Raw genomic sequence first — 15,810 nt, 5'->3', positions numbered from 1 at the left:
AGTAGCGCCAGTAGCGCCAGTAGCGCCAGTAGCGCCAGTAGCGCCAGTAGCGCCAGTAGCGCCAGTAGCGCCAGTAGAGCCAGTAGCGCCAGTAGCGCCAGTAGAGCCAGTAGAGCCAGTAGAGCCAGTAGAGCCAGTAGAGCCAGTAGCGCCAGTAGCGCCAGTAACACCAGTAACACCAGTAACCCCAGTAACACCAGTAACACCAGTAACACCAGTAGCGCCAGTAGCGCCAGTAACACCAGTAACACCAGTAACACCAGTAGCGCCAGTAGCGCCAGTAGCGCCAGTAACACCAGTAGCGCCAGTAACACCAGTAGCGCCAGTAGCGCCAGTAGCGCCAGTAGCGCCAGTAACACCAGTAGCGCCAGTAGCGCCAGTAGCGCCAGTAGTTCCAGTAGCGCCAGTAGTTCCAGTAGCTCCCGTAGGACCAGTTACTCCACGTTTAATAGGAATAACAGGACAGCTTGGAGCACAAGGATTACAACAACACGGGAATGTATTACATTTGCTACAAATTCTATTTTTAAATTGTCCAAAATGCATTGTTTCACCTCCTCTCTCAAATATCGTATTCATAGAGAGAGAAGGTGAAATAGACAGTTAACTACTTGGTTATTCTAAAATATCAATAGCGATAAAAGTATTTTTCTTCAATGAATAGTTAAAATCTATTACTAGAAATTGAAAATTACTCCAATGCCCCAAAGTACTTACTAATCCTTTAATATAGAAGGAAATTAAGATTTTTCATTGTCCTTATTTAAAATACGATCAAAATATGTTTTATTGTGCAGGATTTTTTCATCATTTGGTAAATAGGATCTTGCTAATTCATTATGTGCGTTAGCTAGTTCATATTGTTGTAATCGATCAAAGAGGACGCAAAGTTGTAAGTGGGGTAACCAGGTCGTAAAGGTTTTATTTTGAAAAGGAGTGTTAGGTTTTTGCTGGATGACAAGCGCTTGTTCATACCAAAATATTGCTTCATAATTTTTGGCTTGTTCCATAAAATGAAAGCCAAGTCTACAACACGCTTCCGGGCGTGGAATGTCATATTCAAAGCTTCTTAAAATGGAACTCAAATTATTTTCTTTATCATTTAAATGAGAGTAACAGTCTGCTAATTTAAAACAGGCTCGGATATTATCTTCTACCCAGCCCAATTTAGAAGCTAAAAACGTTTCATAGTAAAATAGTGCATCCTCAAATTGTTCATGATCTAGTAATTCATTTGCATAATAAAATGTATCTCGTGGAGAGAGAGGTTCTCCTGATTCAACTAATTGCTTATAGATGTTAATATTCCGATTATGATCATGACTAAGTGGTAAATGGCTGACAGCGATATCACTATCCAAAAGCTTCCCGCCGACTTCTAAATATTCATGGACAGCACCTATCCATTGAAATTTTTTATCTCTTCTTACTAAACGATATCTTCTTAATAGAGAACTTACATTTCCCTCAAGATCAAAGCTTAAATTATAATTCATCGAAACGGCATCTATATCAGTACTCAAAGATTCTTTTAGTGCTTTAAATTTTTCTTGATCCTCCTCTAATAATACGTCGTCTGCATCAAGCCAAAAAATGTACTCCTTTGTTGCTTGCTGAAATGAAAAATTTCTTGCAGCTGCAAAATGCTGAATCCATTCGAAATCATAAATACGATCTGTGAATTGTTTAACGATTTGCTTTGTATTGTCGGTAGAGCCTGTATCAATGATATTAATCTCGTCGACTAACCCTTTTACAGATGCTAGACATCTACCGATGACATCTTCTTCATTTTTCACTATCATACATAAGCTAATGGACACCATAAAGTGGATTCCTCCTTACCGTAATCTATGTAGTATATGAGCTACTATATTTTTGGTTTAGATAAATGCTCGTAGATGTAGTATTAATTGTGAAATTTGCCTGTTTTCTTTGTCATAAATTTACCATTCAAGTTTCACGCGAATTTCACAATTGTGAAGTATAGTTAAGAAACAGAGGTGATGATGTTGAAAAAATGGGTATTCTTCATTTTTTCTTTAGCACAGCTAATATGGCTAGCAGGGTGTACGGAGAAATCGTTTGAACCTATAGAACGCGACCAGGATTTTATTGCATCCTTAAATATACAGGAGCCTTCGCTAGATTTTATAGATGGGCAAGGGAATGTGATGGCAACGTGGTTATTTGACAAAGCTTACTCGGGGGCAATACTGCTTGAAAATGATTGTGTGTTATTGTACGGTCATCAATTAAATGAAATAGACGTCTATACATTATCAACCGGAAAGAAGCTCTATTCCAAAAAAGTAAAGCTTGGTACAACCAATGTGTATTATGCCGAAAATAAAAAACAGTTTTTTATTGCGAATAGCAAAACAAATACAGTGACAAGCTTTGATGAGAAGGGCAACGAACTGGCAACACAGAAGCTAGGTAACTATCCTATGTCAATGGCAGCCTATAAAGATAAGCTATATGTGATTAATTATAAAGATACGAAATTATCGGTGGTAAATATAGAAAATCTAAAGGTTGAGCAAGAGTGGCCGATTCAAAAATCATCACATGGAATAGCTATTCTCGAAGAGACAAATGAACTATGGATGGGTGGGCATGGCGAAGGAAGCAAACCGAATAGTTCTGTTAAAAAATATGATCTTACGACAGGAGTCAAAAAAGGGGAGATAAAAATGCCTTTAATGCCTGTTGGATTAACCAAAACAAAGGATGCTATCCTCGTTGTTAGTCATGGTCATAATGAATTATATGTTGCTGACTTTGATGGAAATGTGAAATGGGAGCAAGTGGTAGGCGCTAATCCATTTGCCGTAAATCAGTTTAAAGATAATATTGTTGTCGCTGGCTATGATGACCATACTTTATATTTCATAAGAGAAGGTCAGGTGGAAAAAACAGTTGATGTGGGGAAAGGTGCATTTCAACTGTTAGTGAGGGAGGAAAAAATGTGACAACTGTATTAATTGTTGATGATGAGAAAGATATGCGTAATTTAATAGAAATGATGCTCAATAATTCTAAAATTGAGACTTTAACAGCAGCAAGTGGTACAGAAGCCTATGATATTATTGTGCGCGAAAAAATTGATTTAGTTCTACTAGATGTGATGATGCCGCATGAAGACGGCTTTGCGGTTTGCCAAAGTATACGTGCGATGTCGAATATACCAATTATTTTCCTGACAGCACGCGATGCAAACGAGGATAAAGTTAAAGGCCTAACAATTGGCGGAGATGATTATATTGTAAAACCGTTTACAAATGATGAGCTAGTTGCACGAATTCATGCTGTGTTAAGAAGAAGTGGTGCTAATATTGAAGAATTACAGCAAAAATATGTGATACTTGGACCTATTAAAATAGATGAGACTGCACGCAAAGTATCTGTGGATGGAAAGAGTGTTCCGCTTACTTTAAAGGAGTTTGAACTATTACATTTATTTATGAATAACCCTGGGAATGCTTATACAAGGGAGCAATTACTAGAACGCATTTGGGATATTGATTATGTAGGGGGTACAAGAACTGTTGACACGCATATAAAAACCTTACGTATAAAGCTTGGAAAGGAAGCAGCGGGGCATATTCAGACCGTTTGGGGAGTGGGCTACCGCTTTGATCCTGGCGAATGAAAAAGATTTCAACACGTATTTGGCTATTAATCTTTGCATTTTTAATTATTACCGTTGTCTTCATGTATGTCCTGACTGATTATTTATATGAACGGCTTTATGTAGAAGACACGGAAGAGATGATGGTAGAGGTAGGGTCAAAGCTACAAACGATGTATACCGGTAGTAAAGTAACGGATCAATTTATTGCAGATATTGAACAGTATACTAATTATTCTAATTTGAATATTTTTGCAGTAAGAAATCCGCGTGAACTAAGTGCTTGTGTGCCATTTGATATTGATTTCGAAACATTGATTGGTCCAGAAGAGCGACAGCAATTACTGGCAGGTGAATATGTACAGAAAATTGGTTATGAGCCTCGGTTTGATAGACAGTTAATTTCTGTAGTACTTCCGCTAGTAGACCAAAATAGGCTTGAAGGAATAATATATATTTATTTCCCTTTAGCAAAAATTAGTGAGTTAGCGAATAAAGAAGTCATTTCCTTATTTGTCAGTGCCTTTATATTTTTAATTGTCATCAGCTATTTAATTTATAAAGGAATTCGTCATATTATGCGACCTCTAAGTAATTTGCAAAGAGCTGTTGAGCAAATGTCAGACGGAAACTATGGAACACGTGTGACAGTTCAATCCAAAGATGAAATAGGAAGATTATCTAGCACCTTTAATAAAATGGCAGAGTCGATTCAACAAGAGGATAAAGCTCAAAAAACATTTTTAGCTACAGTTTCACATGAGCTAAGGACACCTATTAGCTATGTAAAAGGATACAGTGAAGCGATGCAAAAGGGCATTATTCCAGAAAGTCAAAAAGAGGAAACGATCCAGCTAATTGTACGTGAGGCAAATCGGATGGAACGTTTAACGAATGAATTACTTCTACTTGCTCGTATGGAAAATGAACAGGCGGAAATTACTTTATATCCAATTCCGCTTGCTGAAACATTACGCGAGGTTCAAAAAATATTAACTCATCAAGCAGAGAAGAAGGCCATTGCAATCCATTTGGATGCTGATGATGCATTGATTATCAAAGCTGATGAAGTAAAGCTGAAACAAGTTTTTATTAATATAATTGAAAATGCTATTAATTACTCGTATGAGCAGTCAAAGGTTGAAATTACTGCTTTTGAGGATAATGGAAGTGCACAAATTACGATAAAGGATTATGGGATTGGTATTCCAAAAGAGGATTTATCACATGTAACTGAGCGCTTTTATCGTGTTAACAAAGCACGGAGTCGAGCAGATGGTGGCAGTGGACTCGGCTTGTCGATTGTTGAACAATTGCTGAAGCAGTTACAGGGCAAGATAGAGATTGAAAGTGAAGTTGAAAAAGGCACAATTGTAAAAATTACATTGCCGTTAATGGAGGAATAAAACATGAAAAAATGGTTATTGGCATTAGTTGCAGTACCTGCATTATTAGTAGGCTGCGGAGAAAAGAAAGAATCAACAGCTTTACCTGAACCACAAGAGCCACAAATGTTGGAGGTTCAAATTTTAACACCTAAAGAAGTAGCAATAAATGAAACAGTTGAGCTTGCTGCGCAAGTTGAACAAGGTGGCAAAAATATTGATGATGCAGATGTGAAATTTGAAGTGTGGGAATCTGGTAAACGAGATGAAGGGCAAACAATTGAGGGTAAATTAGAGAAAGACGGCGTTTATAAAGCAGAGACTAAGTTTGACCACGATGGAGTATATTATATGTATGCTCATACGACAGCTAATGGTGTTCATAATATGCCGAAGCAACAAATTACTGCTGGTAGCCCCGATATGACGAAAGTTTTACCAGAAGATGAAAAAGCAAATAATAACAGCATGGATCATAACATGATGGATCACGGTAATGATAAATCAGAGGGTGCTGAGCATAGTGATCACGAAAAAAGTGAAAAAAATCACAATTAAATGCTTGCATTATTTTTAAAATAGGAATATGATAATGACCAGATGACCGAAATGGTTTTCTGGTCATTAACATTTTCGTGTACAAAGGCATGTACATAATAGAACAAGAAAGGATGTTACTAATGGATCGTAGGCAGGAAATTCTTGAAGCAGCTACAAAATCCTTTACATTGTTTGGATACAAGGCGACAACAATGGAGCAAGTAGCTAAAATTGCGAATGTCGGTAAAGGGACGATTTACACATTCTTTGCAAATAAAGAAATTTTATTTCAAGAGATAGCTATGTCACTTGTACGAGAGATGCAAGCAGAAGCGGATGCAGTGTTGGATGCATCAGCTAGCTTTATGGACAATGCGCACAATGCTTTAATGAAAATGCTACAGTTCCGTGAAAAACATCTTTTATTTGTAAAGCTATTAGAGGAGGAAAAGGAACTACGAACGCCAGCAGTTAAACAAGCTCTAGTTCGCATTGAGAATGAAATTTTATCCTACGTTACTGAATTAATTCAAAGACGTATCGTAAAAGGAGAAATTAGAGACTGTGATGCAGAATTAGTAAGCTTTCTGTTGCTAAAGGCGTATCTAGCATTTGTTGTTGATTGGCATGAGCTACATGGTGAAATTATTCCAGAAGAAAAGATACTAAATCTTTTCAAGGAAACAATCTTCCGCGGACTAATTTTAACTTGATTTGGCCGAGCTAAAAAGTGAATCAAGGACAATCTAGAAGTTTTACCCACCTGAAATTTTGTTTTTTTTTGAATAAAAATGACCGACTGACGTTTTCGGTCAATACTATAGGAGTGAAGAAAACGTATGATTAAAGCTGAGTGGCTGAAAATCTTAAAAACAAGAAAAATGCTTGTTTCAATAATCGCTGTATTATTTATTCCAGTGATGTACGCAGGTATGTTTTTATGGGCATTCTGGGATCCATATAAAGGCCTTCCGAATTTGCCAGTAGCTGTTGTCAATGAAGATAAGGGCGCTGAAATGGAAGGAGTTAAATTAGATTTAGGGAACGATTTAGTCGATAAGCTTGTCGAGAGTAACGAGTTTAAGTTTATTGACGTTTCCAAAGAAGAAGCTGAAAAAGGCTTACATGGCCGCGATTACTATATGATTCTAGAAATTCCAACAAATTTCTCTGAGCACGCAACTACTTTATTAGATGACAAACCTTCTAAACTAGTTATGAATTATATTCCGAATGAAGGATTGAACTTCCTTGGTGCACAAATTGGTGAAACAGCAATGGACCGTGTACGTGCGGAAGTAAATTCACAAGTCTCAGCAACTTATGCTGAAAAATTATTTGATTCTATTACAACTCTTGGAGATGGATTTACAGAGGCTGCTGATGGCTCGAATAAGCTAGGTGAGGGTGCAAAAACTTTAGCGAATGGTACAAAAGATTTAAAAGGTTATATAGAGAAAATAGCATCAAGTTCGGTTGAATTGTCGAATGGTGCAGATAAAATTGCTAAAGGTATTGGAGATGCTTCAAAAGGTGCAAATGAACTAAATACTGCTATAGGAAGCATACAAAACGCTACTGGACAGTTATACCCAGGTGCACAGAAAATAGAAACTGGGGCAACAAAGCTTTCGGGCGGTATATCACAATATACACAGGGTGTAGCTCAACTTCAAGCAGGTGTAGCTAAGATTAGCAATAATCAACCAAAAATCACTGCAGGCGCAGCAGAACTTGCTAATGGTGCAGGTCAATTAAATGGTGCAGCAGGTCAATTAACAGATGGTTCTGCTCAAGTAGCAGCAGGCATCAATGAGTTATCTAAACAATTAGAAGGCATGATGGGTTCATTGCCTGAAGAGCAAGCAGCAGTATTAAAACAAACATTAACTAAGCTACAAGCAGGAAGTGCAAGCGTGCATGAAGGCTTAGGTGCTTTATCTGCTGGTACAAAACGATTACAAGTTGGTGCTAACGAATTAAATACTGGTGCATCGCAAATTGCAGCAGGTCAATCACAAGTGTTAGCAGGTGCAAATGCATTAACATCAAAAAGTGGTGAATTAATCCAAGGGGCACAAACTCTTCAAGCTGGTAGTGCAACACTTGCTCAAAAATTAGGTGAATTAAATGCAGGTGCTCAGAAAGTTGGAGCAGGTTCTAAAGCATTGGCTTCAGGTTTGGATGAGCTAGTAAGTGGTTCAAATAAACTTGCAAATGGTCAATCAACACTTGCATCTAAATCAGGTGAAGTAGCAGAGGGTTCTACAAAGATTGTTGATGGTTCAACTGAACTTGCAGATGGTACATCAACTTTATCTGGCAAACTAGGTGAAGCAAGTGAAAAAGCAAAAGAAGTTCATGCAAGCAAAGACACATATGATATGGTAGGTAGCCCAGTTGAGGTTGATAAAGAATCTGTTAACCATGTACCTAACTATGGAACAGGTTTCTCACCATACTTTATTTCTCTTGGTTTATTCGTTGGTGCGTTATTAATCTCTATCGTGTTCCCACTTGTGGAACCAGCGATTCGTCCAAAAAATGGAGCAACTTGGTTTACAAGTAAAGTCTCAGTTTTAGCAATCGTCGGCTTAATTCAAACTATATTGACAGTGGTTATTGTAAAATGGGGCTTAGGCCTTGAAGTATATAGTTTTGGACACTTCTGCTTAACAGCTTTATTAACAAGCTATGTTTTCTTAGCCTTAATTCAAATGTTAGTGTCTATTTTCGGTGATCCAGGACGCTTCATGGCGATTGTTGTATTAATTTTACAACTTACAACAAGTGCAGGTACATTCCCACTTGAGTTAATCCCATCACCATTACAAATATTTAATAAACTATTACCAATGACATATACTGTTTCGGCATTTAAATCAAGTATCTCAACTGGTGATACATCATTCTTAATGCAAAACTACGGAATTCTAGCAGGCTTCCTAGTAGCATTCTTAGCTATTACTTTCGGTTATTTCATGTTACTACACACAAAACGTTACTCAAAAGTAGCCGAAGAAAACTAAAAAGGAATTTTTTACACCCACCTATATCGGTGGGTGTTTTTTGCGGTTGGATGATTGTCTGGCAATGGAAGAGTTACTCAGTAGCGGGGAGAACTAATCAGGTACGGGGTAGAACTGTTCAGCTTCAGCAGAAAACAGCTCATATGCAAAAAGTCATACAAAAAACAGCAGCTGATATGAGCGTATCGGCTGCTGTTTTTAAGTGTAAGAGATTTAATTAAGGGTTCATCAATTAATATGATGAGAGGTGTCATTTTTAGTACGTGTGGGGTACGTATATGACTATTACAGAATAGGCAAATGCTTATAGGTGGTTACATTTTTCACAAGTGTTGCTGTAGCATTCACTTTGTTCTTCAATCTTTTCACCGCATTCTGTACATTGCTTTGCAGGTAGGTTCTTGAAAAATTCAACTACATTTTCTAACATTGTGGACTCCTCCTTTAAGTTCATCTGTACTATTACTGTTTTGATATTTTCTAGTGTATTATAACAGAAGCTTTTCGTCAACACAAAATGCCTAATTTACGTTAAAATAAATATGGATATATTGTGAAGGAGGAAACGTAAATTATGATATTCGTTGATAATAAAGGGATTCATGATCCACGCATTAACCTTGCCATTGAAGAGTATTTATTGAAAACGATGGATGTTGAAAAGGAGCCAGTGCTACTTTTTTACATAAATCAGCCTTCAATCATCATCGGTAAAAATCAAAATACTATCGAAGAGATTAATACAGATTACGTAGAGGATAATGGCATAATCGTTGTTCGACGCCTTTCTGGTGGCGGCGCGGTGTATCATGATTTAGGGAACCTCAACTATAGTTTTATTACTAAAGACGATGGCGATAGCTTTATGAATTATAAAAAATTCACGCAGCCTGTTGTAGATGCACTTGCAAAAATGGGCGTTCATGCAGAGCTTTCAGGACGCAACGACATTTTAGCAGAAGGACGTAAAGTTTCCGGGAACGCGCAGTTTTCTACAAAGGGCCGTATGTTTAGCCACGGCACATTACTGTTTGATACAGAAATTGACGCTGTAGTATCTGCATTAAAGGTGAAGAAAGATAAAATTGAATCAAAGGGTATTAAATCGATTCGTTCAAGAGTAGCAAATATTTCTGAGTTCTTAAAAGATAAGATGACAGTCGAAGAATTCCGTCTAGAAATTTTAAAATCCATTTTCGGTGGGGAAGAAAATATTCGCTATTATGAGCTAACAGAGGAAGACTGGGCAAATATCCATAAGCTATCTGAAGAGCGTTATCAAACATGGGAATGGAACTATGGGAAATCGCCTCGCTTTAATATTCAAAAAACACATCGCTTCCCAACAGGAGGCATTGATATTCGCTTAGAGGTGAATAAAGGAATTATTGAAGAAGCACATATTTTTGGTGATTTCTTCGGTGTAGGCGACATGACAGATGTTGAACAACGATTAGCTGGGACAAACTATGATCGAACTGAAATTGCTAATGCGTTAGCGGTTATTGATATTCCAACATACTTTGGTGGAATTACGACAGAAGAGTTTTTACAATTAATTTATTAAGAAAAGCTTGTGTAGAAATTGGCAAATGTTCTTATTGAGACATAAGTGGACACACTTTTTCTTAATAAATCCAGGGTGTTAAAAAATGGAACATCTCCATAACGTGAGGTTGATTTCCGTTCCGACTGGGCGCTTTGTTGTTGCTGTCGCTACGCTTTCGCACAGATAAAACATTTGCTGCCGCTACGTTAGCACTACGCTTTCGCACAGAGCAAAGCTTCCTGGGGGCGTCCGATGAGCCGCTTCGCTTCGCTGCAGGGTCTCGGGCCAACAGATGTTTTTTGCGCGAAAGCGAAGCGGCAGCAGCACCGATGTTGGTCACGATCACGAAGGCGTTATCACAGGATGTGATGCTTTTAGCCTTCGTTCCTCTATCGCTGATCCCCAAGGAGTCGCCCAGTCTCCACTCCAATCAACTTATCTTCATCTTTTGGTGATGAGACCCAAATATCTCTAGCTAACGATTCGTGTTAACTTTTCTACAAAAGGTTCGCTGACAGTTATGTCAGTGGGCCTTTTTTTGATACAATATAGGATAGAAAGGAGTGTTGGTATGGAGAAGCATCGAATATTTATTGTCGAAGATGATGTAAAGATTGCATCATTGCTCGCAGAAACGCTTAGAAAATATCAATACGAAGTTGAAACAATCAAAGAATTTGATCATCTCGTTGAAGAATTCACAGCATTTAACCCACACATGGTGTTGCTTGATATAAATTTACCTTCGTACGATGGCTACTATTGGTGTCGCCAACTACGTCAACATACAACTTGTCCAATTATTTTTATTTCCGCTCGTTCTGGGGAAATGGATCAAATTTTTGCGCTAGAAAATGGGGGCGACGATTTCATTACGAAGCCATTTAATTATGAGATTGTGCTAGCTAAAATCCGTAGTCACTTGCGTCGTACATATGGCGAATATGCAACAAGACAAGAAGAACGGACAATTAAACAAGGACAGCTCGTTCTTCATTTAGAAAGAATGGAGCTTCATAAAAATGATTTAGAGATCCCACTTCAGAAAAAAGAATGTATCATTTTAGAACTGTTGATGGGAAATGCTCCAAAAGTAGTGGCGCGTGAGCAACTGTTAGAAGAGCTTTGGGACGATCAGGCATTTGTCGATGAAAATACATTGAACGTCAATATGACACGAGTGCGTAAAAAGCTAGCTGATTATCAAATAATGTCTTCTATAGAAACGGTGCGCGGAGCAGGTTATCGCTTTATTTTAAGTGCAGGTGAGCTATAGTGGGCTGGAAATTATTTTTGCGTGATTACGCATCGTTCATTGTATTCCAGTTCTTACTAGTCGGTTTTATTATGGTCTTATATTGGTTGGACGGCTTTCGAAATGTTGATACTGCTATATATTCCTTCTGTATTAGTTTAGTGTTACTAGCCTCGTTTTTAATTATCCGTTATTTAATGCGTCAACGTTATTTGATCAAAATATCGCAGCTACCTAAAACGATGGAGGATGTATTGCAAAAAAATGCTAAAACACCTGAGGCGATACAAGCTGAAAAATATATGCATGAACTATATCGACTATATAAGCATGAGCTTCAATCGTTATATGCTGGTCAAAAACGACATGATCAGTTTATGAATCAATGGGTGCATCAGATGAAAACACCAATTTCTGTTATTGAGCTCTTATTACAGGATGAGCGTCCTCTTGATAAAAAGAATGTACAGGAGGAAATTGACCGCCTGCGTAGAGGCTTGGATATGGTGTTAGTGAACGCTCGATTAGAAAATTTTGAAGAAGATATGCAAGTAGAACAGATTGCTTTAAAAATGATTGTTACGGCAACTGTAAATGAAAATAAACGTTTATTTATTACGAAGCGTGTCTTCCCAGAAATTCATATTGAGGACGATATTATCGTAGCAAGTGATTCAAAATGGCTTCGCTTTATTATCGGGCAATTCGTCACAAATGCGGTTAAATATACGTTTGAGGCAAATAAAAAAATAGTGATTTCTGCCGTTAAAAAGGATGACCATGTACAATTAGCCATTTGTGATGAAGGTATTGGTATTCCTGCTTCCGATCTTTCACGTGTCACTAAAGCTTTCTTTACTGGTGAGAATGGGCGTAAAACTGGGGAATCCACAGGGATGGGCTTATATTTAGCGAAAGAGATCTGTGAAAAACTCGGTCACGAATTAAACATTACATCAGAGGTAGAAAAAGGAACAGTTGTTACAGTGACATTTACGAATTAGGGGGATCGGAAATGACAGAGGTATGTTTGGCTGAATGGGTTTTACATGTAGAGACAGAGAAAACAGAAGCATTATACGAATCACTTAACGAAGTTTGTGAGTGTATATCCTGCAAAAATTTCCGTAAGGCTAGTCTTTTGCTTAATGAAGAAGTCATGCATTTTTCGAATAAGCTTGGGCTAGACTTATATAAACCAACTTTACTTAACGCTTTTCCTATAGAAGGTGAACAAGTGATGTACAGTGGACATTATACGATTTGTGGAGAAGTAATTGAAGGTGAAATAGATGCATGGGATATAATTGTTGGTTCTCATTGCTTTAGTCTAGTGGAGGAGGAAGGTAATACGCCAGCTGAAGGTTTAACGGAGCCACATTTTCAAATTGGCTTTGAAGTAGTATTGCAGTGGCTTTTACCAGAATCTATGGAATTAATGAAGAAATAAGGTGAATAAGATATGCCTATTTTACAAATAAAAGACGTGACGAAGGTGTATGAAGGTAAAGTAACCCATCGTGCTCTAAATCAACTAAGCTTTGATGTGGAGGAAGGCGAGTTTTTAGCAGTCATGGGTCCATCAGGAAGTGGAAAAACAACATTATTAAATCTCATTTCTACGATTGATGAACCAACGAGCGGAGAAATCATTTTAGATGGCATGAATCCTCATATGCTTAAAGCAACTGAGCTAGCTTACTTTAGAAGAAGGCAGCTTGGTTTTGTTTTTCAGGATTTTAATCTTTTGCATATGCTCACAGTGGAAGAGAATATTGTGCTGCCACTGACTTTAGACCAACAACCATTAGAAGTAATGGAGGAGCGTCTTGCAAGTATTGTGGAAAAGCTCGATTTAACTTCATTCTTGCATAAACGCCCAAATGAAATATCAGGTGGACAAGCGCAAAGAACAGCTATTGGTCGGGCACTTATTCATAACCCAAGTCTCATTTTAGCAGATGAGCCGACCGGGAATTTGGATTCGAATTCTTCGCGTGATGTACTTGAGCTTTTAACAAAAATCAATCAGGAAAGACGAACAACGATTGTTATGGTAACACATGATCCAATTGCAGCTAGCTACTGTGATCGCGTGTTATTTATTAAAGATGGGGAATTCTTTAATGAAATTTACAAAGATGATCGTCGACAAATGTTTTTCCAGCGAATATTAAATGTGTTGAGCTTACTAGGAGGAGGACAAGTAGGTGACCTTTCGACAATTCGCTTACCGTAATGTCGTACGGAACAGCCGTATATACGGCGCCTTTTTCATGGCAAGCTTTTTTTCTGTGGCTGTGTTTTTTATCTATTCAATGCTCATGTTTCATCCGGATATTGAAAGTGGGATTTTAGGAGAGGCATCGTTAATTGGGATGGTTGGTGCGGAAGTCGTACTCGTTCTTTTTACATTATTCTTTTTATATTATTCGATGAGTGCTTTTTTAGAGGCAAGATCACATGAGTTTGCAATTTTACTACATTTAGGAATGGAAAAACGCCAGATGAATAAGCTTGTCTTTTTGGAGACAATGATTATTGGATCGGGTTCTATTTTTGTTGGGATTGTATTCGGTTTCTCGTTTTCGAAATTCTTTTTCATGATTGTGCGGGAAATTTTACATTTAGATAGTTTACCCTTATATGTTTCATGGGAGCCTTTTTTACTAACAATTGGTGTTTTCACAAGTGCTTTTGTAGTCATTTCTTTAATTAGTGTATATTTCACACGTGAAAGAAAATTGCGCGATCTCCTTAAGGGAAATGACTATTTAAATAGTGTTTCAACTTATTCAAAAATTCGTGCTGTATTTGGTATTACCCTTATTTTATCATCATACGTATTATCAATTATCGTAGGTAACACATCTTTAATTGGTTTAACATTAGTAATCCCGTTTTTAGCAACCTTTGGAACATACTATTTTTTCAGAGATTCTTTACCTTGCTTTTTAGATAAAGCACGAGGGAAACGGAAATTTCATTGGCAACGCTACCGTCTTCTTTCGTTAGCTGAGCAAACACATATTATGATGGACAATGTGAAAATGTTTTTTGTAGTAACGATGGTGTCAACAATGGCCTTTTTATCGGTCGGTGTTTTAGCAACGATGTCATCATATACTATACAATATGATCGTTTAAATCCACTAGGGCTTGTCTATAAGGGAGATGTCGACAATCCATATGAGCGAAATCATATCGCCTCTTTACGTATGGAATTAGAGGAAAAGGGCTTGTCCTATCATTTATCTCGCTTTGTTGTTATCAAGCAAACCTCTTCCTATACTCAAAATGAGGTTGAGGTGTTTAGGGAATCAGATATGAATGTATTGCTTTCTTCCTATAGTTATCCATTACTTGATATGGCTAAAGGAGAGGCAGTGTTTATTCCATATTCGGAAGAGTCTCTTAACAAACTAAAAAATAAAGTTGTGCATACAGTTTTAGAGGAAAATTCTATCCCGATCACCATTGATAGTGTATATCCTAAAATAGTATTCCCAGGGTCTATTGTTAGTGTTAATTCTATCGTGATCAGCGATGAGGATTTTGTAAAGCTCATAAAGCCGATTGCCGATAAAAACGTTGCGCAGCCAACCTATCATTTATTTACCTTCTATATTCCTCAGTGGATGGAAACAAAAAATATTGGCAAGGACATAAATGAGTTACAAGCGTCCCTATATTTTTATAAGAAAAATAAATTTAGCCCATTTTACTTTGAAAATGCAGGATTAAATTATTCTTATATATTAGCTACTTATTCTTTATTCACATTAGTAGGGGTTTTAGTAGCAACGGTATTTTTATTAGCAGCAGGTAGCTTCGTTTACTTTAAACTGCATACTTCTCTTGAAAGAGAAAAGCGTAAATTCGATGTATTAAAGCGAATGGGCTTAACGGATACGGAGCTCAAAAAGCTTGTGAATCGTCATTTGTTCCCGCAATTTTTCTTACCATGGGGTGTTGCAATGATGCACAGCCTCTTTGCTTTTCTTATGGTTCAAGGTGTTTTAAAGGATATTGCTAATATCTCCATTGTAAAAGAAGTTGTCTTATCTTTTAGTTTTTTTGTTTTAATTCAAGTAGTCTATTTTTACTTGATTCGTTGGCGATACATCTCGCATATACGTTCGTAGAAAATACGTACAAAAGAGAAAAAAATGAGTTATTTGACGTAAATTATGACATGAAATAAAAAGTTTCGTTGTTTTATATATATATTTCTTATATAATGTTACTGAATGATGATTCATTTTGTCTTTATTTAGTAGATTTAGGTGATGAGATGGATGGGGTGTGATTCCTTTACAAAGGAAGTCCAAACATTTACTGAATGAAGATAAGCCTCCGGCGGATGTCACGGATTGTTTATCTGCGCGAAAGCGAAGGGTCAGTGTCAATGCGCCAAG

At 37.3% G+C, this 15,810-nt stretch carries 14 protein-coding genes and 1 pseudogene; 12 read left to right on the top strand and 3 right to left on the bottom strand.

The genetic code is table 11. From position 1 onward, the window contains the following. Positions 1-546 (bottom strand): annotated as a pseudogene (locus tag ABNX05_RS23385) (collagen-like protein); the annotation flags it as partial. A 194-nt stretch (positions 547-740) separates the two neighbouring features. After that, positions 741-1,826 (bottom strand): glycosyltransferase, encoded by a 1,086-nt coding sequence (locus tag ABNX05_RS23380; RefSeq protein WP_349661883.1) that lies wholly within the window; start codon positions 1,824-1,826, stop codon positions 741-743. A gap of 180 nt (positions 1,827-2,006) precedes the next feature. Between ABNX05_RS23380 and ABNX05_RS23375 the strand changes: the two genes are divergently transcribed. The 6 genes from ABNX05_RS23375 to ABNX05_RS23350 all read left to right on the top strand — a co-directional run bounded on the left by ABNX05_RS23375 (position 2,007) and on the right by ABNX05_RS23350 (position 8,588). Continuing rightward, positions 2,007-2,975, top strand: a complete 969-nt coding sequence (locus ABNX05_RS23375) for a YncE family protein (RefSeq protein WP_349661882.1) — start codon at positions 2,007-2,009, stop codon at positions 2,973-2,975. After that, positions 2,972-3,655 carry a response regulator gene (locus ABNX05_RS23370; protein WP_197144247.1) on the top strand — a complete coding sequence of 228 codons (684 nt, stop codon included), beginning with the start codon at positions 2,972-2,974 and terminating at the stop codon, positions 3,653-3,655. The genes ABNX05_RS23375 and ABNX05_RS23370 overlap by 4 nt, the downstream gene beginning before the upstream one ends. Further along, the gene (locus tag ABNX05_RS23365; RefSeq protein WP_349661881.1) at positions 3,652-5,040 is read left to right on the top strand and encodes a sensor histidine kinase; all 1,389 of its coding nucleotides are present in this window, start codon (positions 3,652-3,654) and stop codon (positions 5,038-5,040) included. The genes ABNX05_RS23370 and ABNX05_RS23365 overlap by 4 nt, the downstream gene beginning before the upstream one ends. A gap of 3 nt (positions 5,041-5,043) precedes the next feature. Next, positions 5,044-5,577 carry a FixH family protein gene (locus ABNX05_RS23360; RefSeq protein WP_349661880.1) on the top strand — a complete coding sequence of 178 codons (534 nt, stop codon included), beginning with the start codon at positions 5,044-5,046 and terminating at the stop codon, positions 5,575-5,577. A 122-nt stretch (positions 5,578-5,699) separates the two neighbouring features. Next, the gene (locus ABNX05_RS23355) at positions 5,700-6,272 is read left to right on the top strand and encodes a TetR/AcrR family transcriptional regulator (protein WP_349661879.1); all 573 of its coding nucleotides are present in this window, start codon (positions 5,700-5,702) and stop codon (positions 6,270-6,272) included. A gap of 126 nt (positions 6,273-6,398) precedes the next feature. Continuing rightward, entirely contained in the window at positions 6,399-8,588 is a 2,190-nt protein-coding gene (locus tag ABNX05_RS23350) for a YhgE/Pip family protein (RefSeq protein ID WP_349661878.1), read from the top strand. 304 nt (positions 8,589-8,892) lie between these two features. On the opposite strand, the gene yhfH is transcribed toward ABNX05_RS23350, so the two are convergent. Beyond that, complete coding sequence (yhfH, locus tag ABNX05_RS23345) at positions 8,893-9,018, bottom strand: protein YhfH (RefSeq protein WP_012292204.1); 126 nt, start codon at positions 9,016-9,018, stop codon at positions 8,893-8,895. Positions 9,019-9,162: 144 nt separating this feature from the next. Here yhfH and lplA point away from each other — a divergent pair, with 144 nt between their 5' ends. From lplA to ABNX05_RS23315, 6 genes are all read left to right on the top strand, one after another. Then, on the top strand, positions 9,163-10,155 hold the full coding sequence (gene lplA / locus ABNX05_RS23340; RefSeq protein ID WP_349661877.1) for a lipoate--protein ligase: 993 nt from the start codon (positions 9,163-9,165) through the stop codon (positions 10,153-10,155). 553 nt (positions 10,156-10,708) lie between these two features. After that, positions 10,709-11,413, top strand: a complete 705-nt coding sequence (locus ABNX05_RS23335; RefSeq protein ID WP_197144240.1) for a response regulator transcription factor — start codon at positions 10,709-10,711, stop codon at positions 11,411-11,413. After that, positions 11,413-12,396 carry a sensor histidine kinase gene (locus tag ABNX05_RS23330; protein WP_349661876.1) on the top strand — a complete coding sequence of 328 codons (984 nt, stop codon included), beginning with the start codon at positions 11,413-11,415 and terminating at the stop codon, positions 12,394-12,396. The genes ABNX05_RS23335 and ABNX05_RS23330 overlap by 1 nt, the downstream gene beginning before the upstream one ends. An 11-nt stretch (positions 12,397-12,407) precedes the next feature. After that, a complete protein-coding gene (locus ABNX05_RS23325) occupies positions 12,408-12,842 on the top strand; it encodes a hypothetical protein (protein ID WP_349661875.1) in 435 nt (144 codons plus the stop codon). Between the two features lie 12 nt (positions 12,843-12,854). Then, positions 12,855-13,631, top strand: coding sequence for an ABC transporter ATP-binding protein (locus ABNX05_RS23320; RefSeq protein ID WP_349661874.1), 777 nt, complete (start codon positions 12,855-12,857; stop codon positions 13,629-13,631). Next, positions 13,603-15,537 carry an FtsX-like permease family protein gene (locus ABNX05_RS23315; protein WP_349661873.1) on the top strand — a complete coding sequence of 645 codons (1,935 nt, stop codon included), beginning with the start codon at positions 13,603-13,605 and terminating at the stop codon, positions 15,535-15,537. The genes ABNX05_RS23320 and ABNX05_RS23315 overlap by 29 nt, the downstream gene beginning before the upstream one ends. Positions 15,538-15,810 lie beyond the last annotated feature (273 nt).

It is taken from the genome of Lysinibacillus zambalensis (assembly GCF_040183165.1).
Taxonomy (GTDB): domain Bacteria; phylum Bacillota; class Bacilli; order Bacillales_A; family Planococcaceae; genus Lysinibacillus; species Lysinibacillus zambalensis.
The sequence above is the reverse complement of the archived record's forward strand: the minus strand, read 5'-3'. Positions and strand labels throughout refer to the sequence as shown.